21 protein-coding genes are annotated in these 18,366 nt (G+C 55.0%); 17 read left to right on the top strand and 4 right to left on the bottom strand.

Annotated elements, in window-relative coordinates; all coding sequences use genetic code 11:
* Positions 1 to 6: 6 nt before the first annotated feature.
* From fliN to KF784_14945, 7 genes are all read left to right on the top strand, one after another.
* A complete protein-coding gene (fliN, locus tag KF784_14975) occupies positions 7 to 921 on the top strand; it encodes a flagellar motor switch protein FliN (protein MBX3120363.1) in 915 nt (304 codons plus the stop codon).
* Positions 918 to 1,490, top strand: coding sequence for a hypothetical protein (locus KF784_14970; protein MBX3120362.1), 573 nt, complete (start codon positions 918 to 920; stop codon positions 1,488 to 1,490). The genes fliN and KF784_14970 overlap by 4 nt, the downstream gene beginning before the upstream one ends.
* Before the next feature lie 72 nt (positions 1,491 to 1,562).
* Complete coding sequence (gene fliP / locus KF784_14965) at positions 1,563 to 2,258, top strand: flagellar type III secretion system pore protein FliP (GenBank protein MBX3120361.1); 696 nt, start codon at positions 1,563 to 1,565, stop codon at positions 2,256 to 2,258.
* The gene (locus KF784_14960; GenBank protein MBX3120360.1) at positions 2,259 to 2,528 is read left to right on the top strand and encodes a flagellar biosynthetic protein FliQ; all 270 of its coding nucleotides are present in this window, start codon (positions 2,259 to 2,261) and stop codon (positions 2,526 to 2,528) included.
* Positions 2,525 to 3,295: a flagellar biosynthetic protein FliR gene (fliR, locus tag KF784_14955; protein MBX3120359.1), complete on the top strand. Its 771-nt coding sequence runs from the start codon at positions 2,525 to 2,527 to the stop codon at positions 3,293 to 3,295. Before KF784_14960 ends, fliR begins: the two co-directional genes overlap by 4 nt.
* A gap of 3 nt (positions 3,296 to 3,298) precedes the next feature.
* On the top strand, positions 3,299 to 4,372 hold the full coding sequence (gene flhB / locus KF784_14950) for a flagellar biosynthesis protein FlhB (protein MBX3120358.1): 1,074 nt from the start codon (positions 3,299 to 3,301) through the stop codon (positions 4,370 to 4,372).
* Between the two features lie 145 nt (positions 4,373 to 4,517).
* A complete protein-coding gene (locus tag KF784_14945; protein ID MBX3120357.1) occupies positions 4,518 to 5,585 on the top strand; it encodes a hypothetical protein in 1,068 nt (355 codons plus the stop codon).
* A gap of 206 nt (positions 5,586 to 5,791) precedes the next feature.
* Here the strand turns inward: KF784_14945 and KF784_14940 are convergent, their stop codons facing one another.
* Positions 5,792 to 6,076, bottom strand: a complete 285-nt coding sequence (locus tag KF784_14940) for a hypothetical protein (GenBank protein MBX3120356.1) — start codon at positions 6,074 to 6,076, stop codon at positions 5,792 to 5,794.
* A 325-nt stretch (positions 6,077 to 6,401) separates the two neighbouring features.
* Between KF784_14940 and nrdR the strand changes: the two genes are divergently transcribed.
* A complete protein-coding gene (nrdR, locus tag KF784_14935) occupies positions 6,402 to 6,911 on the top strand; it encodes a transcriptional regulator NrdR (protein MBX3120355.1) in 510 nt (169 codons plus the stop codon).
* A gap of 30 nt (positions 6,912 to 6,941) precedes the next feature.
* The gene (locus tag KF784_14930) at positions 6,942 to 10,745 is read left to right on the top strand and encodes a vitamin B12-dependent ribonucleotide reductase (GenBank protein ID MBX3120354.1); all 3,804 of its coding nucleotides are present in this window, start codon (positions 6,942 to 6,944) and stop codon (positions 10,743 to 10,745) included.
* Between the two features lie 184 nt (positions 10,746 to 10,929).
* Here KF784_14930 and KF784_14925 read toward each other — a convergent pair whose 3' ends face one another.
* Complete coding sequence (locus tag KF784_14925) at positions 10,930 to 11,430, bottom strand: transposase (protein MBX3120353.1); 501 nt, start codon at positions 11,428 to 11,430, stop codon at positions 10,930 to 10,932.
* 303 nt (positions 11,431 to 11,733) lie between these two features.
* Between KF784_14925 and KF784_14920 the strand changes: the two genes are divergently transcribed.
* Positions 11,734 to 12,084, top strand: a complete 351-nt coding sequence (locus KF784_14920; GenBank protein MBX3120352.1) for a hypothetical protein — start codon at positions 11,734 to 11,736, stop codon at positions 12,082 to 12,084.
* Positions 12,085 to 12,089: 5 nt separating this feature from the next.
* On the opposite strand, the gene KF784_14915 is transcribed toward KF784_14920, so the two are convergent.
* Complete coding sequence (locus KF784_14915; protein ID MBX3120351.1) at positions 12,090 to 12,809, bottom strand: hypothetical protein; 720 nt, start codon at positions 12,807 to 12,809, stop codon at positions 12,090 to 12,092.
* 170 nt (positions 12,810 to 12,979) lie between these two features.
* On the opposite strand from KF784_14915, the gene KF784_14910 reads away from it, so the two are divergent.
* From KF784_14910 to KF784_14880, 7 genes are all read left to right on the top strand, one after another.
* The gene (locus KF784_14910) at positions 12,980 to 13,456 is read left to right on the top strand and encodes a hypothetical protein (protein MBX3120350.1); all 477 of its coding nucleotides are present in this window, start codon (positions 12,980 to 12,982) and stop codon (positions 13,454 to 13,456) included.
* Complete coding sequence (locus KF784_14905) at positions 13,456 to 13,716, top strand: hypothetical protein (protein ID MBX3120349.1); 261 nt, start codon at positions 13,456 to 13,458, stop codon at positions 13,714 to 13,716. The genes KF784_14910 and KF784_14905 overlap by 1 nt, the downstream gene beginning before the upstream one ends.
* Positions 13,717 to 13,760: 44 nt before the next feature.
* On the top strand, positions 13,761 to 14,099 hold the full coding sequence (locus KF784_14900; GenBank protein MBX3120348.1) for a hypothetical protein: 339 nt from the start codon (positions 13,761 to 13,763) through the stop codon (positions 14,097 to 14,099).
* Positions 14,100 to 14,165: 66 nt separating this feature from the next.
* Positions 14,166 to 14,633 (top strand): hypothetical protein, encoded by a 468-nt coding sequence (locus KF784_14895; GenBank protein ID MBX3120347.1) that lies wholly within the window; start codon positions 14,166 to 14,168, stop codon positions 14,631 to 14,633.
* A 124-nt stretch (positions 14,634 to 14,757) separates the two neighbouring features.
* Positions 14,758 to 15,564 carry an alpha/beta hydrolase gene (locus tag KF784_14890; GenBank protein ID MBX3120346.1) on the top strand — a complete coding sequence of 269 codons (807 nt, stop codon included), beginning with the start codon at positions 14,758 to 14,760 and terminating at the stop codon, positions 15,562 to 15,564.
* Between the two features lie 71 nt (positions 15,565 to 15,635).
* Positions 15,636 to 17,387 (top strand): DUF885 family protein, encoded by a 1,752-nt coding sequence (locus tag KF784_14885; protein MBX3120345.1) that lies wholly within the window; start codon positions 15,636 to 15,638, stop codon positions 17,385 to 17,387.
* 9 nt (positions 17,388 to 17,396) lie between these two features.
* A complete protein-coding gene (locus KF784_14880; protein MBX3120344.1) occupies positions 17,397 to 17,804 on the top strand; it encodes a hypothetical protein in 408 nt (135 codons plus the stop codon).
* Positions 17,805 to 17,826: 22 nt separating this feature from the next.
* On the opposite strand, the gene KF784_14875 is transcribed toward KF784_14880, so the two are convergent.
* Entirely contained in the window at positions 17,827 to 18,279 is a 453-nt protein-coding gene (locus KF784_14875) for a hypothetical protein (GenBank protein ID MBX3120343.1), read from the bottom strand.
* Positions 18,280 to 18,366 lie beyond the last annotated feature (87 nt).

The following is an 18,366-nucleotide window of genomic DNA, read 5'->3' as shown; positions in this document are numbered from 1 at the left end:
ACATTTATGGCGACCATCCGACCCGAGATTATCAGCCAATTTGGCGACGTACAGAATCAAATCTGGCAGACCGTCACGCTTACCGTAAGTGAGGCAAGCAATACAGCGATCACATTTACGCCCGACAAAACTGTCGCCGCCCGGCCTACTGAGATTCAGCCTGAGGCCGGCTCGCCAATGCTTGTCGTGCAGTACTCGTTCGCAAACTTGCCAGAGAGCGTTCAGGTTGTGCTCATCCCGCAGGACACGTTCGTCGAGTTTGCCGGGACGATCAAGAACGAGAACATCGAAGAAGTGGACGACGGGCTCGTTTCCGACTGTCGCCCCTCTATCGAAGCCATCGTCCAGGGCATCTGCATGTCGGTAGGCAACCTCAAGAATGAAGCCATCGTTGCCAGCGGTTTGAGCATTCGTTATCAGATGTTCACGATGCCGGTAAACCTTCAGAAGTCTGACGAACTTGTCCGTGTTGAACTGGCTCTCTCCGGTGGAGATCAGAGCTTCCCGGCTATCTGGCTGCTCGACGACGAAGCGGCGATGATGATTCTGGGCATCGATACAACAAGCGACGACGATTCCAGCAGCCCCTTTGCTCAGGTTTCGGCAGAGCAGGCAGGACCGGGTCTTGCCCGCCCTCAACCGGCTTACGAAGACACAGGGCTTGAACTTCTTCTCGACATTCCGCTCGAAATCAGTGTTGAACTGGGACGCGTGCGGATGATGGTCAAAGAGGTTGTCGAGCTAGGAACCGGCTCTATCGTTGAGATCGACAAGGCCGCCGGTGAACCCGTTGATGTGATGGTCAATGGTCGACTCGTCGCCAAAGGTGAAGTCGTAGTCATCGAAGACAATTTCGGAGTTCGCATCACTGAGATCCTTACGCCGCAAGAGCGGCTGGCACGGCTTGGTGAAGTGGCATGAGAATCTGGGCTACGCTCACCTATATCGGTCTGCTAGCCTCGGCTGCGCTCGCGCAGGGTGACGCCAACAGTATTTACTCCGCAACAAAGAACGACGTTGTTTCAGGAGTCACCAAGTCCAGCGATGGAGGAGCAAGCCTTATGCCGCTCATCCAAATGGCGTTGGCTGTGACTGTAGTTGTCTTTCTTTTAAAGGGTTTGCTGCCAAAAATCGCCGTAAAGTTGAACAAATCGCTTTCGACGAAGACGGGCGGCGCAATCAAAATCGAAGAGTCTGCCACGTTTGCGGGTGGCACTCTCTATATCGTCAATGCAAAAGCTAAAACGCTGTTGATCAGTGTCAACGGTACGGGAGTGAACTGTCTCGCCGATATCACGGACGAGAATCCCAAGCCGGTAGCCCCTACATTTATGGAGATTCTCGAAGAGAGAACCACCGAGCCGCAAAAGGCTGAACCTAAAGCAGTCGCTTACCTCAGCGACGAGTTTGTACCTGCCGAGGAAACTCAATCAGAGCCCTCAGAAGACTTTGCCATCGCGCTTGAGCGCTTAAATCGGATTGCCAAGTAAATGAATTCCAAGAGATTCCTGCTACTCATAGCGACGCGTGTTATCCCAGTATTTCTGCTGGGTGTAGCGGCAATGGCTGCATTCGGTCAAGATGCCCTGACGGTGCCGAAGGTCAGCCTCGAAATTGGCAAGTCCGGCTCTGAGGGTGAGGTCAGCAGTTCGCTTCAGATCCTGGCGCTCCTCACGGTTCTCAGCCTTGCACCCGCGCTGATGATTCTGACGACGGCGTTCACCCGCATCGTCATCATCTTTAGCTTTCTCCGCAATGCGATGGGCACCCCGACGATTCCGCCGAACCAGGTGGTCATTGGTCTAAGCCTTTTTCTCACCTTCTTTGTGATGGCTCCGACTTACGAGACGATCAACGAAACCGCGCTCCAGCCATACATGAAGAAGCAGATATCGTTTGACCAAGCTGTCACCAATGCTCAGAAACCGGTCCGAGAGTTCATGCTGAAGAACACTTACAGCAAAGACCTGCGCATGTTCCTCGATATCCGGCAAGAGAACGCTACCGCCGAGGACGTATCGCTCGTCAGCCTGATCCCAGCGTTTGTGATCAGCGAACTGAAGACCGCGTTTATCATCGGCTTCTATATCTTTGTACCGTTCCTCATCATCGATCTTGTCGTCGCAAGCGGCCTGATGAGCATGGGCATGATGATGCTTCCACCAACGGTCGTATCCTTGCCCGCCAAGCTGCTTATCTTTGTTCTCGCCGACGGGTGGAGCATGCTCGTGAACGCCATATTGCAGGGGTACAGGTAGATGAATGCCAGAGGAGCGCTCGATATCGCCCAGATGGGAATACAGATCGCGATCATGGTATCGCTCCCCACGCTGATTGTCACCCTGTTTATCGGCCTCGCCGTCAGTATCTTCCAAGCCATGACGCAGGTCCACGAGATGACGTTGACCTACGTGCCAAAGCTTCTTGGCGTTGCGGTTGTGTTGGGCTTCACCGGCAACTGGATTCTCCAGAAGCTAGTTGGATTCATGATTCTCTGCTTTGAGAACATCTCCCGAGTGTCCCAATGAGTATCGACGCCGCGCTGTTTTGGGCATTCATCGTCGTATTTATTCGATGCTCTGCGATGCTCCTGGTCTCGCCCGTTTTGGGAGGGCAGCAAACACCGGCAAACATTCGTGTGATGATTAGCATGGCGCTATCGGCAGCGCTTGTTTTTGTGATCCAGCCGACCGTCGGAAATGTTCCGCAGGACATCTACACGATGGTCATCGCGATTGCCCAAGAGGCCGTTGTGGGCTTGATGATTGGGATGTTCATCTCCATGGCCTTCGCCGCTTTTCAGATTGCGGGGTCGTTTCTGGATATGCAGGTCGGTCTTAGCTCTAGCCAGGTTATGAACCCGGTGAGCGGTATCCCATCAACGCTGTTGTCCCAGTTCAAATATATGCTGGCGATGGCGATCTTCCTGTCCATTGGCGGGCACCAACTCCTTATCCGAGCGTTCATCAAGAGCTACGACGTGATGCCCTCGATGGGTGCATTGCATATGAACGCCATCGAATCGAACGTCTTGCAGCTGCTCGGGCAGGTGTTGCTGCTTGGCATTCAGATAGCCGCTCCTGTCGCCGCAGTTGGTTTCATCATCGACGCCGCTTTGGGCTTCATCAACAAGGCGGTCCCTCAGTTCCCCGCGATGATCGTGGGAATGCCCGCAAAGATCATTATGGGTCTGCTCACCCTGAGTATCGCTCTGCCGGCAATTGTAGGCGGTGTACAGGTCAGCGTGGACCTTGCCACCGATGCGCTCTGGAACGCCTTACGGGGGGTGAAATAGCCGATGTCGGAAACGATGGGTCAGGAAAGAACAGAGGAGGCGACTCCAAAGCGTCGTACCGACGCACGTAAAAAGGGAACCGTTGCCAAGTCCAGCGACACAACGAATGCCATCGTTCTGATCGCCTTTGTGATTGTGCTCCCCTTTACAGTCGCCCGAATTGGCCAGGCCCTGATGTTCAGCATGAACCGGTCGATTGGGAACATCCCCTCGGATGTCCATGCGTCAACGCTCTGGGGTTATCTTTGGGATTCGGCACAGCCAGCCGTCGTGGCGATGGCTCCTTTCTTGCTCACCGCGATTGTTGCCGGTCTCGTTGCAAATTTTGCTCAAGTCGGGTTCGTCATCAGCCCAGAGGCGATGAAGCCTAACTTTTCGAAGATCAGCCCCATGAAAGGGGCCAAGCGGCTCTTTTCACGCACCATCGTTATGGAAGGGCTGAAGGCGACGGCAAAGTGCTCGGTCTTTGGCTATATCGCCTACACTGCTATCGCATCACAATGGCCCCGACTCGTATCGATTTCATCGTTGCCACCCGCTGGTGCACTCGGGGTTGTCGGAGAAGTTCTGAAGATGATGCTCATTCGCATCACGATGGTCTGGCTTGTCTTGGGTGCGATCGACTACTTCTTCCAGCGCAAGCAGGTCAACAAGCAGCTCATGATGACTAAGGAAGAGCTAAAGCAGGAGTATCGAGAGATGGAGTCTTCCCCCGAAATGCGGGGAGCAAGAATGCAGCGAATGCGAAAGCTCGCCAAAAGCCGAATGAAGCAGTCGGTGGCAACCGCAGATGCGATCATTACGAACCCAACTCACTTTTCTATCGCAATCAAGTACGAGCCGGGGAAGATGCACGCCCCACAAGTAGTCGCAAAAGGCCAAGACTATCTTGCCTTGAAGATTCGAGAGATCGCCGCCGAGAACAAGGTGCCGATCATCCCCAACCCTCCGCTTGCGCGTCAACTCTACAAAAAGTGTGAAGTAGGCGACTTCGTTCCGCGCGACCTCTTCAACGCTGTCGCAGAAGTGCTGGCTTATGTGTATCGAACGATCGGAGACGTGAGGAAGAAGCAGTAAGGACGGCGAATTGGCCGCTATAGCTTTGGGCCACCGAGCAAGGGGTTAGGTCGCGAGCTTCGCATTCTCCCCGCAATATCCACCAATCTACCAACGACTCAGCGCCTAAAGCTCCGACACTGCTCCACACAGTAAACTTCTCTCCATGCCACGCATGCGCTCAGAGTCTGAATCTTGGCGCGTGATGGTGCTCAAGTCGATGCCCCCACCTGCCTGGCTCGACGCCGAAGCGCCACAAACCGATGTCATTCTAAGCTCGCGCGTTCGCCTTATGCGCAATCTGCAAGGACATTTTTTTCCGAATCATGCCGACCCCGACGAACTTAAGGCGATTCAGAAAGAGCTCACGGACGCATTAAGAAAGGTCACTGCTCCCACGCCCAAGTGGGAAGATGAGCCCAACTATGCCGCCTCTGCATTCGAAGTCATGAAGGATCTCAGCCCGGCGGAGAGGGAATATCTCGTCGGCTGTCGGCTTGTGTCTCCAGAATTCCACTGGCGCGAGCCCGGACGCGCGGTTCTCCTCGATCCCCGTCGCATGGTCAGCATCATGGTCAATGAAGAGGACCACCTTCGGTTACAGGCGCTGACTCCCGGCTGGACGTTTGAATATGCCTACGCGGCGGCGCATCAATTGCTGGCGGCAATGGAAACGAAGCTGACATTTGCTTGGTCTCCCAAGTTTGGGTTCTTGAGCACGAGCCCGTTCAACTGTGGAATGGGAGTGCGTGTATCGTCGATGTTTCACCTGATCGGGCTCGCCCAAAACAAGGAGTTGCCACAAATACTTCGGGCGATGGCCGAGAATGGGGTTGTCGTTCGTGGCCTCTTTGGAGAGTCGAGCCGAGCCGTCGGGGCATTTGTGCAGATTTCAACGACGAGCGACCGCCTCCCCGAATATGAAGGGGCTATCGCTTATCTTGCAGAGAAGGAGCGGCAGGCCCGAGTTGCGATCAGCCACGAAGAGCTCTACAACAAAGCAAGCGCGGCAGCAAAGTTTGCCGTGACTTCGCAGCGGCTCACGCTTGCCCACGCGCTTCGCGTCTTAACCTGGGTTCGCTGGGCGGCGGCGGAGGGTTTGCCCGGATTCCCAGGGTCGCACCGCGAGGTCGATAGCTGGCTGACGACTCTTGAATTACGAGGGAAGACCTCAGAAGAAGACGCTCAGCGCGATCGGGCAGAGTTCTTTCGAGACAGATTGGCTGTTCTGTAATCGTCTCTCCCTCAAGGGAGAGGAACTGTGAGCGAAGCGAACAGAGGTGAGGGTGCGAGTCCCCTCCTTGCCTCGACGAAGTCGTGGTGGGGAGGGGATTAGGGGTGGGGTATTTCCATGATCCCTGCTAGTTACTTCGGCATTGCGCCTATCTGACCGAGAGGGCAGGCGGGTGTGGTTAAAGCGATAGGGCCTGTAATTCGCCCTTACAAGTCGATCAAATCGATGCGCCTTCGCTTGCCTCGGCGAACCTGCACGGCCTGATAGATCAGAATGCTTCCCAGTATCGGCGTCAGGATCAAAGCGACGCTGAGGATCAGCCCAGCGCAGGTTGCCAATGTTAACCCGAAGTGCGCCCAGAAGGGAGCATCCGGTATCCGCTCGGTCCAAAAGAAGAAGATTGAGACTGTGACTACATAAAAGGTGAACTTCACGATGATTTTCACCCATCGTGGTGCCCTCCCCTTCTGCAAAGCCTCACTAACAGACATCACTGACTATTCTAACTGAGATTGTGAAGACGTGATTCATTTCTTCCATGGCGTCGGGTATGCGTTGAAAGAACCTTGCGACCTGGGGTGGCTGACATTGCCCGATTACTGCCGAGGTCCTTTTGCCCTTCGTCTCCTTACCTTCATTCCTCATCACAGCCCTTACCCATCAGTGTGCAAAACCCCCACATTCAACTCAAATCCGTTGTGCAAAACCTGTGGAAATCTAATAGACGGAATTCTTGTTAACAAAACGTTGACATCCTGTATCTTGTGTGTTACAATTCTCTTTGCCCCAAGATGTGGGGTTGGGATGTAGACAAGAGTGAAGTGTCCGTTTTGCGGCAATGCCGACCAGAAAGTGCTTGATTCCAGACCGGCAAGGGACGGAGAAGCGATCCGTCGCCGACGTGAGTGCACTTTGTGCGAACGTAGATTCACGACGTTCGAAGCCCCCGAAATGCCGCGCCTTTTTGTGGTGAAGCGCGATAAAACGCGCGAAGAGTTCCAACGCGAAAAGGTGCTCAACGGAATGGCCATCGCCGCAGGCAAGCGCCCTGTCAGCGCCGAAGCCATCCGTGCCGCTGCCGAGCGGGTCGAACGCGACCTCTTCCAAGAGTTTGAAGACGAAGTGTCTTCCGAAGAGGTAGGCGAGCGCGTCATGGCCGAGCTAGAAAGGCTCGACACCGTGGCGTACATCCGTTTCGCCAGCGTTTATCGAAAGTTTGATACCGTCGATGACTTCAAGCGGATTGTGTCGCACATGGACCGCGCGGAGCCGACAGGCGGAAAACAGCCGCGCACCGAGCTGGTGGAACAGGTGCACAAAAACTAGGAAACCTAATAAAAGAGGGTCAGGAAGACTATGAAGATTGCGCGTTACTATACAAAAGCTGGGCAAAGCCCCTATTCTGGGATTAAGTTTGAACCGCGAAAAAGCGAGATAAAGAACACCGACGGAAGCACCGTATTCCTTATGGAAAAGGTTATGGTGCCGTCCCATTGGTCGCAGGTTGCCACCGACATCCTTGCTCAAAAATACTTCCGCAAAGCAGGGTTGAAAGAGGGCGATAAAACACTAGCCAACCTAAGCGAATGGACAAAAGAGGACGCCGACTGCGAGACAGATTCGCGTGAAGTTTTCCACCGGCTGGCAGGGTGCTGGCGGTATTGGGGGCAAAAGTACAACTATTTCGATACCGACGAGGACGCGCAAGCGTTTTACGATGAGCTGAGCTACATGCTCGCCATGCAATATGCCGCCCCGAATAGCCCGCAATGGTTCAACACCGGCCTGCACTTTGCTTACGGCATCACCGGCAACGCACAGGGACACCAATACGTCGATCCCGATTCCAAAAAGCTCATGAAAAGCGCAAACGCTTATGAGCGGCCTCAGCCCCACGCCTGCTTTATCCTCAGCGTGAAAGACGACCTCGTGAACGAGGGCGGAATCATGGACCTCTGGACCCGTGAAGCCCGAATCTTCAAGTACGGCTCGGGAGTCGGCACGAATTTTTCCAAGATTCGCGGCGAGAACGAAAAGCTCAGCGGTGGTGGAAAATCCAGCGGTCTGATGAGCTTCCTCAAGGTCGGCGACCGCAGCGCCGGAGCCATCAAATCCGGCGGAACCACCCGTCGCGCGGCGAAGATGGTTTGTCTGGACATGGACCATCCAGATATCGACACGTTCATCAACTGGAAGGTGAAAGAAGAGCAAAAAGTCGCCGCTTTGGTCACCGGTTCGCAGCTCAATAACCTGCACCTGAATGCAATCATGAAGGCGTGCCATTCGGCGTCAGGCGTTGAGGCACCTGGACGTTCAGGAGAAGGGAACGAAGCAGATAAATTCAACCCTCGCAAGAACGCCGACCTTCGCAAAGCTATCGCCGAAGCCAAACTTTACGGCGTCAGCGTCAACTACATTCAGCGCGTTATCCAACTCGCCGAGATGGGATTCACCGGCATCGACTTCCCAACCTTCGACACTGGCTACGAAAGCGAAGCGTACATCACCGTGAGCGGACAGAATTCGAACAACTCCGTTCGGGTGCCTAACGAATTCTTTTTCGCCGTTGAAAACAACACCGATTGGGAACTGAAGCGCCGAGTAGACGGCAAGGTTCACAAAACTGTCAGCGCGCGCGAGCTTTGGGACGACATCTGCTTCTCGGCATGGTCCTGCGCCGACCCTGGCCTGCAGTACGACAGCACCATCAACGAGTGGCACACATGCCCGGCTGACGGTCGCATCAACGCTAGCAACCCGTGCAGCGAGTATATGTTCCTCGACGACACGGCCTGCAACCTCGCCTCCATGAACCTCACCCGATTCTACGACCCAGAAAAGGGCGAGTTCGACATGAACGGTTACATCCACGCAACCCGACTTTGGACGATGGTGCTGGAGATTTCCGTCCTCATGGCGCAGTTCCCGTCGAAGTCGATCGCTGAACTCAGCTACGAGTTCCGAACGCTTGGCCTGGGTTATGCAAACATCGGCGCATTGCTCATGCAGATGGGCATCGCTTACGACAGCCCACAAGGCCGCGCGATCTGCGGAGCGCTGACGGCGGTGATGGGCGGCGAGTCCTACGCCACGAGCGCCGAAATGGCGGCCGAAGTCGGCACATTCCGGGGCTACTCGCGAAACAAGGAGCACATGCTCCGCGTCATGCGCAACCACAGAAGAGCCGCCTACAACGCGCCCAAAGACGAATACGAAGGCCTCACGATCACCCCAGTTGGGATCGACCCGGACGAGTGCCCCGTCGATATGCTTAGGGCGGCTAGGAATGCGTGGGACCGTGCGGTTGAGCTTGGCGAAGCCCACGGATACCGAAACGCCCAGGTCACCGTTCTCGCCCCCACAGGCACGATCGGCCTCATCATGGACTGCGACACGACCGGAGTCGAACCGGACTTCGCCCTCGTCAAATTCAAGAAGCTTGCCGGTGGCGGTTATTTCAAGATCATTAACCAGTCGCTCCCCGTCGCGCTCAAGAATCTGGGCTACACAAAGGAGCAAGGTGAGGAGATTATCGCCTACTGCCTCGGCCGCAAAACGCTTAAGGGCGCACCCGTCATCAATCACGAAACGCTCACCGCCAAGGGCTTCACTCCCGAGGTCATCGAGAAGCTGGAAGAAGCCTTGGAGAACGCGTTTGAACTCAAATTCGTCTTCAACAAGTTCACCCTCGGCGAAGACTTCTGCCGTGATGCGCTGGGCTTTACCGATGCTCAGCTCAATGACTGGAGCTTCGACATGCTCACCGAATTGGGCTTTAGCAAAGAAGAGGTCGAGGCGGCAAACGAGTACGTTTGCGGCGCGATGACCATTGAGGGCGCTCCGCACCTGAAGGTGGAGCACTATCCGGTCTTCGACTGCGCAAACAAGTGCGGCAAGAAGGGCAAGCGCTACATCAGCGCCGAAGGCCATATTCGCATGATGGGCGCATCTCAGCCATTCCTCAGCGGGGCTATCTCCAAGACCATCAACCTCCCTGGCGACGCCACCATCGAAGACGTCAGCAATGCCTATTGGCTGTCTTGGCAGCTCTGCCTCAAGGCCAACGCGCTGTATCGCGACGGCAGCAAGCTCAGCCAACCGCTGAACGCAAGTACCGACGATGCCGCCGCGGCCATTTTAGAAGCCTCAATCGACGGTTCAGGCGAGCTTGAGAACGAGAGCGAAGAGATTTCTCAACACGAGATCATCCGTCAGACCGCGCAAAAGCTGGTCTACCGATACATCGCCAAGCGTCGTCCGTTGCCTTCTCGAAGGCGGGGCTACACGCAAAAGGCGAGGGTCGGCGGGCACAAGGTCTACCTGAGAACGGGCGAATATGAAGACGGCGCACTGGGTGAAATCTTCATCGATATGCACCGCGAGGGCGCCGCTTTCCGGTCGCTCATGAACTGCTTCGCTATCGCAATCTCGCTGGGCTTGCAGTACGGTGTGCCGCTGGAAGAGTATGCCGAGGCGTTCGTCTTCACCCGCTTCGAGCCGAACGGTTCAGTGCAGGGCCACGAGAATATCAAGATGAGCACGTCGGTGATCGACTACATCTTCCGCGAACTCGCCTTTAGCTATCTGGGACGGAACGATCTGGTCCAAGTGAAGCCGGAAGACCTGCGCGGCGACACAGTCGGGCGACCGGACAACGATCCTGACTTTGATGACGAAGAGGATGGTGGTGATGTGGAAGGGCACGTGCCCGGCATCACGCGAGAGTCGCACGATTCGGCAGGCTTTGACCGTGGCGAATCGAACGGTTCTGAACCCTCCGCTCAAAGCATTGAAGATCGAGGTTCCTCTTCCTCAGTGGGAGAGGCCCGTGAGGGTGCTGCCTCCTCAACTCAAGGTCATTCGTCACCCTCCCCGTCGACGGGGGAGGGAAGGGGTGGGGGTGGAGATAATAGCGCCACGGTCGCCCGCTCTGCCATCGTCACCAGCACCGCTGCCCAGCCAGAAACGGTCTCAATCTCTCAACTGACGGCAGTCCAACCGACGGCTCAACCCCAATCGGGCGTCGCCGACAAGATCCGGGAGGCTCGCCTGAAAGGGTACGAAGGCGACCCGTGCAACGAATGCGGGGCCTTTACTTTGGTCCGGAACGGCGTGTGTCTAAAGTGTATGAGTTGTGGAAGCACGAGTGGGTGTAGCTAGGTACTACCTGCAGGATGATCCCTCCATAACTGCTGTTATGGAGGGTAATTATTGCAAGTGTATGTTGCCCACACTTGGGGCTCAATCAAAGAGTTAGTACCCTCCACATCGGCAGATGTGGAGGGATCGTTTATTCAGTAATCTGGGTTAGACTGATCACTGTTATGGAGGGTACTAAATGAGATCAGTCGAGAGAGACAATAGGCAACGAGTCCATCAACCCTCGTTCCTCCGACCATTTCCCTTCACAAAGCAATCGCGAGCTTGACCAGTGATATTCCTCAGGCAAGGCGACCAGTTCAGCCCGAACAGGATTCGTGTGAATGTAGCTCATTTTCTGACGGTGCGTCGTCTCACTAAGAATAACTACACTTCGGAAACTTCTTTGCCATAGCTTACGATTGTCCAGCCCGGACTGCCTGGAGAGTAGTTGGACTTCCCGAGGCGTCAAAGTGGGCAGCACCCGCCGTGAACAATCTATCTTCAGTCGCTGAACGAATCGGCTTACAGAGATCTCTTCCGGTAAACGAGTCAGAAGGTGAATGTGATTGGACATCACAACGTAGGCATCAAGAATCGCGTTCCGGATCTGGTGCTGGCGAATAATCGATTCCAGGACGATCTGCTTCGTTTCTGGTCTGACAAAGACCTCTCCGAAGTCAAGAGTGGTACTGGTTATGAACACGCAAGAGCCACCTTGTCCCCAGTTCTTCCAATGTCGGTATTCACTTCGATAACCACGATCACCCACTGAAGGGAGATATACCCGCCATAACTGCAGTTATGGAGGGACCGACGAAGCTCCCAAAGAGGAATGGGCAATCGTCGCCCATGAAACCTATAAGCTCACGATGACGTACGAGAACCAATCTGTGGTAAAGGCCCCCATCCATTTTTCGCCGGACACCATGCCGTGAACTTCGAGTTTTCCGACGTGATCGTCACCATCCGCAATCAACCCTCTCGTTCGCGGTAAAAACATCAACAGATGCCATCAAATCTTCTCTGTATGCGCTGTAATGTCGAGCTCCAACGTTTTGGTACGGTCGACATCACTCCGCTTGGCGTATCTGAGAAGCCACCGTCCCACTACAAGGCGTTCATGACCGACTATGCTCACCGTTTTATCTGCCCAGAATGCGGACACATCGAGCTGTTTCACCCTCGCATCGGTCAGGAAGAAAGGTACGGATACAAGGTCTTTGAGCCAGAAAAGACAATAGAGGAAATGGGAGGATGGGTGTGCTCATGCGGATTCGTGAACGAAGCCGCCGCAACCACATGCACGAACTGCTCAGAACCATGGGACCCGGATAGAGCGGGCAGTTTCGACCCCTGATCGCCCTACCCAACCACTGGCCTTTCCAGCAGCATCCTTGCCACCGTAATTGCCCCATCCAGCAACTCCTCAAGCTTATCTTCCGATAGTTGCCCAACACGCACCATTGTCAGCCTTCTCCCGGTCGACATCCACCGCACCGCTCCCGTTTTCACAACCTCCATAAAGAACTCGTGCGTTAGGCTGTTCAGGGCAAGTGTGTTGTCGGGAGCCTCCAAAACCAGCGATTGCCCAAGGCCGGGAAAGTCGATCAACCGCTCTTCCCCCTTTTTTACTCCAAGCTGCTGATGCCACGCCATCTTGGGGCGTAGCGTGAAACTCGGGATGAGCATCGGCACCTCAAGGACGATCACGCTGTAGGGCAGGGGCGTACTCGCGTTTGGTTTGACCACATAGTCGAAGAGGGTGAAGCGAAACTCGTTGCGCTGGCCCTGCACAACGTCGAAGGCTCTGCCGGGAGCCACTTTCATGGGCGCTAACCTTGCGTAGTCCTTGATGAAGGTCTTGCTCACCCCGTACCTTGAGGCGATCAGGGGGGAGGCTCGACGGTTCACCGGATCGGCCATCTCGTATCCGTTCTGTTCCGCCCACTCTTGGCGAAGTCTTTTCCGTTCCTGGTTTGCCCGAAACTTCTTTGTTCCGGCGATGTGACCAACAAGAAGGAGCACCAATACGATTATCAGGATGAGCATAAGGTCGGCGATCTCCAACTTGGCGGCGAACACCAACTATGATAGTCGCACACCAAGGAAATACTGCGTACACCGGTCCGGGGTTGCCTGGCCTGAGATCGGGCCGACCGCTGATCTGCAAAGGTCGTATTCCATCCGGCTTAGGGGCAGTTAAGCGTACATGAAACCCTGCCGGTCGTAAAACCAGTATTCTCAGTCAAGCCATGGCCTTTGACTTTCAGTGCATGAAGTGCGGGCACCAAGGATTCACGCTTTCGGAGATGCGCGGACCCAGCGGCGGCATGTCTGCCTACCTCAACATCGACTCGCAGATTGTCACCCTGCTCAGTTGCAACGCGTGCCGATTCACCGAGGTGTACTTCATGCGCCTTGAGCACTTCAAGCAGGTCCAAGGAATTGAGGGTGACCACTATCCGGCGGGATACATCGAAGCGGGAGGGCTCGGGCCACGCTGGGAGTGCGATTGTGGCTATTCCAACGACCCAACGCTGGACATCTGCGCCTCCTGCAACCAGTCAAGAAAGCCTCCGAAAATCGTATCCATCGACCCAGCAGATCAACCCGATCCCATGGCAGAGTGGACTTGTGGTTGTGGATTTGTCAACGCGCCAGATGCCATTTCATGCAAAGGTTGCGGAGAGGTCCGGCATCCCACAGCAAGGGAGTACTTCGATCCGTGATGGCCCGACCATTGAAGAAGCCTGCGGCATTGCCTCAAGAGTGGGTTGCCCTCCTCTTCACTCTGATGGTCTCATTCCTGTGGCTTTGCATGCCAAAGATATCAAGGATTTGGCACCCCACCCTGTACTGCCTTGCGCTGGTCAGCGTAGCCGCTGTCTACATCAGTTTCAAACACTTTCGACGAAATCGGATGCTCACATTGATCGGCATTAGCGCCCTTGTGCTTGCCGCCGCCGACTTCATTTCGTGGGCTTGGTGAAGTGTCGGCTAAGGACTTGTCGAGGTCTGGGCTACAATATCAGCATGGAAAGCGCAAGGAAGCCGCTTCAATTCAAAGGCCAGGACTACTCCGCCTATTGGCCAGCCGTACTCATGAGTGAGCGGGCTGAAGCCAAATGCAAGGAGATGGAGATCCTCTATGCAGGGTTTATCCGCTCCCTCACCCGCACGTTAACGACAACCATGGAAGAGCTCCGAACCCAAGGATCGGGTGAGGACAAGATCCGCGTCGCTGAACTGGTGGCTGACGACGATGTGCCCGCAGGCATCCGTCTGAGCTACAAACTGATGGAGGAGGGTCTGCTGATTTGCGATCTGTGGACACCCGCCCAACCTCAGCTGTATGGCGTTAGCAGTAAGTAGAGCCAGGTCTTAACTCGGTTCTGAACTTCGAACGTTGAAACATCTTGCCTTCGTCCAACCATTGCGATGTACGACGATGCAAAGGATGCAAGGCGTTATCTCGCCTATTTGCTTGCCGCAATCGCAGGCCTCTTCCTGTTGCACGAATTCCTTCGAGAATTGAATCCCTTAAGCGGCTTTTGGATCGTTGCATCGGGAGTCGATCAGGACGGTCACGCAGTCGATATGGATGGGAGCCGCATTTTCCTCGATATTGACGACGGCTACGCCTCTATTGCTTCTTATTGGACTTGCGGTGCAAAGCGGGATCACTTTGCAGAAGGCGTGATGGAGGTCCGAAACGATGAGATCACGCTTTGGAACGAGAGTTTCATAACCCACGAGCGTGACACAGTTCCAACGGGGAAGCTGAAGCGATTGCCGGGCGGTCGACTCAGCTATACCGTGTACTACGAGAAAGGTGAATCTTTGCAGATAGAGTTCGAACGTGAAGCGAACGCTGAATCTGTTTTTGACTTGCTCTGCTGGCGATAACTCTTCTTCTGTGCCTTGTTCGTTAGTTTGGTCTCCGTTCGCCGCTTAAGAAAGCAGCGAGAGCTCAGATTTCCTCACTGATCTTTTCTGTGTTCCCCTCGTCTTAGCGCACATGTTTGGGCGTATGACCACCATTTTCGTTTGCTATCTGGGGATCATGGGCGGGCTCGCATCGAGTTCCCCGCATCAGCCCCAAGATCGGGCAACCCAATCCACACCGATCATCACTCGGGATGTTGAATTCACCAAGGCCAAGGTTGAAGGCGGCGAGAAGTCGCTCAAGCTGGACGTTTATCAGCCAGCGGGAGAAGGACCTTTCCCGGCAATGGTGATTATTCATGGCGGTGGCTTCGTCGGTGGCAATAAGGGTGGAATGATGGGTCAGCTGGGGCGCTACTTTGCCGGGCGCGGTATCACCTGTTTCGACATCCAATACCGCCTACAGGGCGATAACCCTCCCACCAAGGGCGCTGTCCCCATCCAGCGTGCCATCGCCGCAGCCGTAGAAGATGCGGATACCGCGCTGCACTGGGTCGTGAGCAACGCCAAGACCTATAAAGTCGACCCCAAGCGCATCGCTATCGGGGGATCGTCGGCGGGGAGCATCACCGCATTGCTGGTGACGTACGGGGAAACCCGTTCGACCGTGCCCGTGAAGTGCGTGGTCAACCTCTGGGGGAGTATGTATCAGCAGGTCGGCAGCTTAAAGAAAGGCGACGTCCCGTTCCTCCTCGTCCACGGTGCAGATGACAAGATCGTCCCATTCAGTTACGGCGAGCAACTCATGAAGCAAGCCGACAAGGTGGGCGTGCGCTACGAGAAGTTCGTATTGGAAGGTGGTGGGCACGGGATGGCCCTGTCGACGAAGGTAGGGGACATAACGCTGGACGAATTCATCTATCGATTTTTGAAGAAAGAGTTGGGCGGTTAGATTCAAATCTCACCGTGCAAAGCGGCGCGAATGCGCCGCACTCCCACGCCCTGCTCGGATATGCTTGAGCGATGCAATCGTTCAATGCTAAAGGGGCGCTAATCGCGGCGGTATGCTTGGCGCTATGCCTGGGCTTGTGCGGCTCAGCCGCCTCTCAAACTGCCATGGACAGCGAACTCGCCCCCCGAATCCGCAATTTTTCCGCCGATCGTTCTTCACTCAGCCGTAAGTATCCGATCGCGCTATCCGAAGAGCGTGAGAAGAGATTCAAGGCTTTCTATGACGAAGCATTGAAGGATTTGAAAAAGGTTGCCTTTGTGGGCCTAAGCAAGGATGGGCAGGTGGACTACATCCTCTTGCGAAATGAGCTTGAACACGCCCTCAAGCAGATCGACCTTGACGCCAAAAAGCGCAAAGAGATCGCCCCGTTGATGCCGTTCGCCAAGACGATTCTGGATATGGCTGAGGCAAGATTGCGGTTTGAAGACATCGATTCAGAGAAAGCAGCCGTTGTCCTAAACGATCTCAAGAAAGCAGTCGATGAGGCAAAGAAGGCCATCGAGGACCCTAAAAAACTTCCCGACAAGCTGAAGATGAGCAAGGCGGCTGGATACCGAGGGGCGAATGCGATAGGTAGCTTGCGCAGCACACTGTCGGACTGGTTCAAGTTCTACAACGGCTACGATCCGATCTTCTCATGGTGGTGCAAAGAGCCGCATAAGGCCGTCGATGATGCACTCAAAAGCTACGAATCCACGGTTCGGGAGAACCTTGCTGGACTAAAAGAGGGCGACACCAAGACGATCATCGGCGACCCGATCGGGGCCGACGGCTTGCAGGCCGAGCTCGATTACGAGATGATCCCGTACACGCCGGACCAGCTTGTCGTCATTGCCAATAAGGAGTTTGCCTGGTGCGAAGCCGAGATGAAGAAGGCTTCGCGGGAGATGGGCTTTGGCGACGATTGGATGAAGGCGCTTGAGAAGGTCAAGCAAGACCACGTTGAACCTGGCAAGCAGCCGGCGATGATCCGTGAGATGGCGCTGGAAGCGATTGACTTTGTCAAGACCCGCGACCTCGTCACCGTGCCCAAACTCTGCGAAGAGACTTGGCGCATGGAGATGATGTCGGCGGAGCGGCAAAAGGCGAGCCCGTTTTTCTTGGGCGGAGAGACGATCCTGGTCTCTTTCCCAACCGATACGATGTCCCAAGAAGAGAAGATGATGAGTTTGCGGGGCAACAATCGGCACTTCTGCCGAGCCGTCGTCCACCACGAGCTCATCCCCGGACATCACCTGCAAGGGTTTATCCAGGACCGCTACCGGTCGTATCGGCAGGAGTTCAACACGCCGTTCTGGGTAGAGGGCTGGGCGCTGCACTGGGAGTTCTTGCTGTGGGAACTGGGCTTCCCCAAGACTCCGGAAAACCGCGTGGGAATGCTCTTTTGGCGCATGCATCGATGCGCGCGAATCATCTTCTCCCTGAGCTTCCATCTGGGCAAAATGACACCGCAAGAGTGCATCGACTTCTTGGTTGACCGTGTCGGGCATGAGCGGGAGAACGCCACCGCCGAAGTGCGGCGAAGCTTCCGAGGAGATTACGGCCCGCTTTATCAAGCGGCGTATATGCTCGGGGCGCTGCAGATCAACTCAATGTATGACGACCTTGTAAAAACCAAGAAAATGACACCGAAGGCGTTTCACGATTTTGTGATTCAACAGAACAGCATCCCGATCGAGATGGTCAGAGCGGCAATGACGGATCAGAAGCTGACGCCTGACTTTAGGACGTCTTGGAAGTTCTACGGAGAGATCAAGGGTTAGGTTCAGATTATGCTTTCTGGGGCACTCATGGGGTTAGTCGGCGGGACCGCGGTTTGGGCGGTCTGTTTTGTCAAGGCCAACGCAGCAACGGCAGGTAAAACAGTCACTCGGAAGCCATCGCTGTCCGAGAAGTTTGAGTGTCCTCTGCCACCCGAAGAGGTCTTGAACCGCTTACGACAGTTTATGGATAGCAGCGTCTACAAAGTTGATACGACTTTCAATGTTGAGAACGCTGTCTGCCTGACAAGCATGCCCGATTGGAAATCCTACGGCTGGTTCCATCCGGTTTATGTCTCTGCAAAGGGGAGCGGGAGCTTGGTAGAGGTGGGGACTACTCCACGATATGGTCCGGGGGGACTGCCGACGAAGAAGTTCCACGAGAAGGGCGTGGCGTTTGTGCGGAGTTTGCTCGAATAGTTGCAAAGCACATGAGTGCTTACTATTTCTTTGGCTTCGTCAGAACAATAAACGTCGGCGCGAAGTTGCTGGCGACCTGGAGCTTCACGGTCTTGCCCGTCTGGACCACGATCATCTCTTGATCCTTTCGCTTCTCTTTAGGGATCGGTTTGCCCAAGACCTCGGTATCCACCAAGGTCAGTTTCTTACCGTCAAGCGCCCAGGTCCCCTTTGTCTTGTTCCCGACCTTTGCGCCTGCCGTCACCACCGATTCATAAGTCTTATCCTTCCTAAACTCAAAGCTATAGCGTCGGGTTTTCACGATCTCTTTCATCTGCGCAATCTCTTGGGGCATGCGTGTTGACGACACTTTATTGAAGTCAATCTCGAATTTGCCGTCCCATTTGCCGATCAGATCGGAAGCCTGAACCTGCTTCGCCTGAGCAACGACCAAGAGTGAAAGCAGCGCCGCAAACAAAATGAAAAAACTTCGCATGATCTATAGACGCATCATACGCCATGGACGTGCAGACTCGCGTAGGACTCCCGCTTAAGGCGATCCATCCGGCTCAATCCGGTAGAC

This window comes from Fimbriimonadaceae bacterium (genome assembly GCA_019638775.1).
In the GTDB taxonomy this organism is placed as follows: Bacteria; Armatimonadota; Fimbriimonadia; order Fimbriimonadales; family Fimbriimonadaceae; genus JAHBTD01.
The sequence above is the reverse complement of the archived record's forward strand: the minus strand, read 5'-3'. Positions and strand labels throughout refer to the sequence as shown.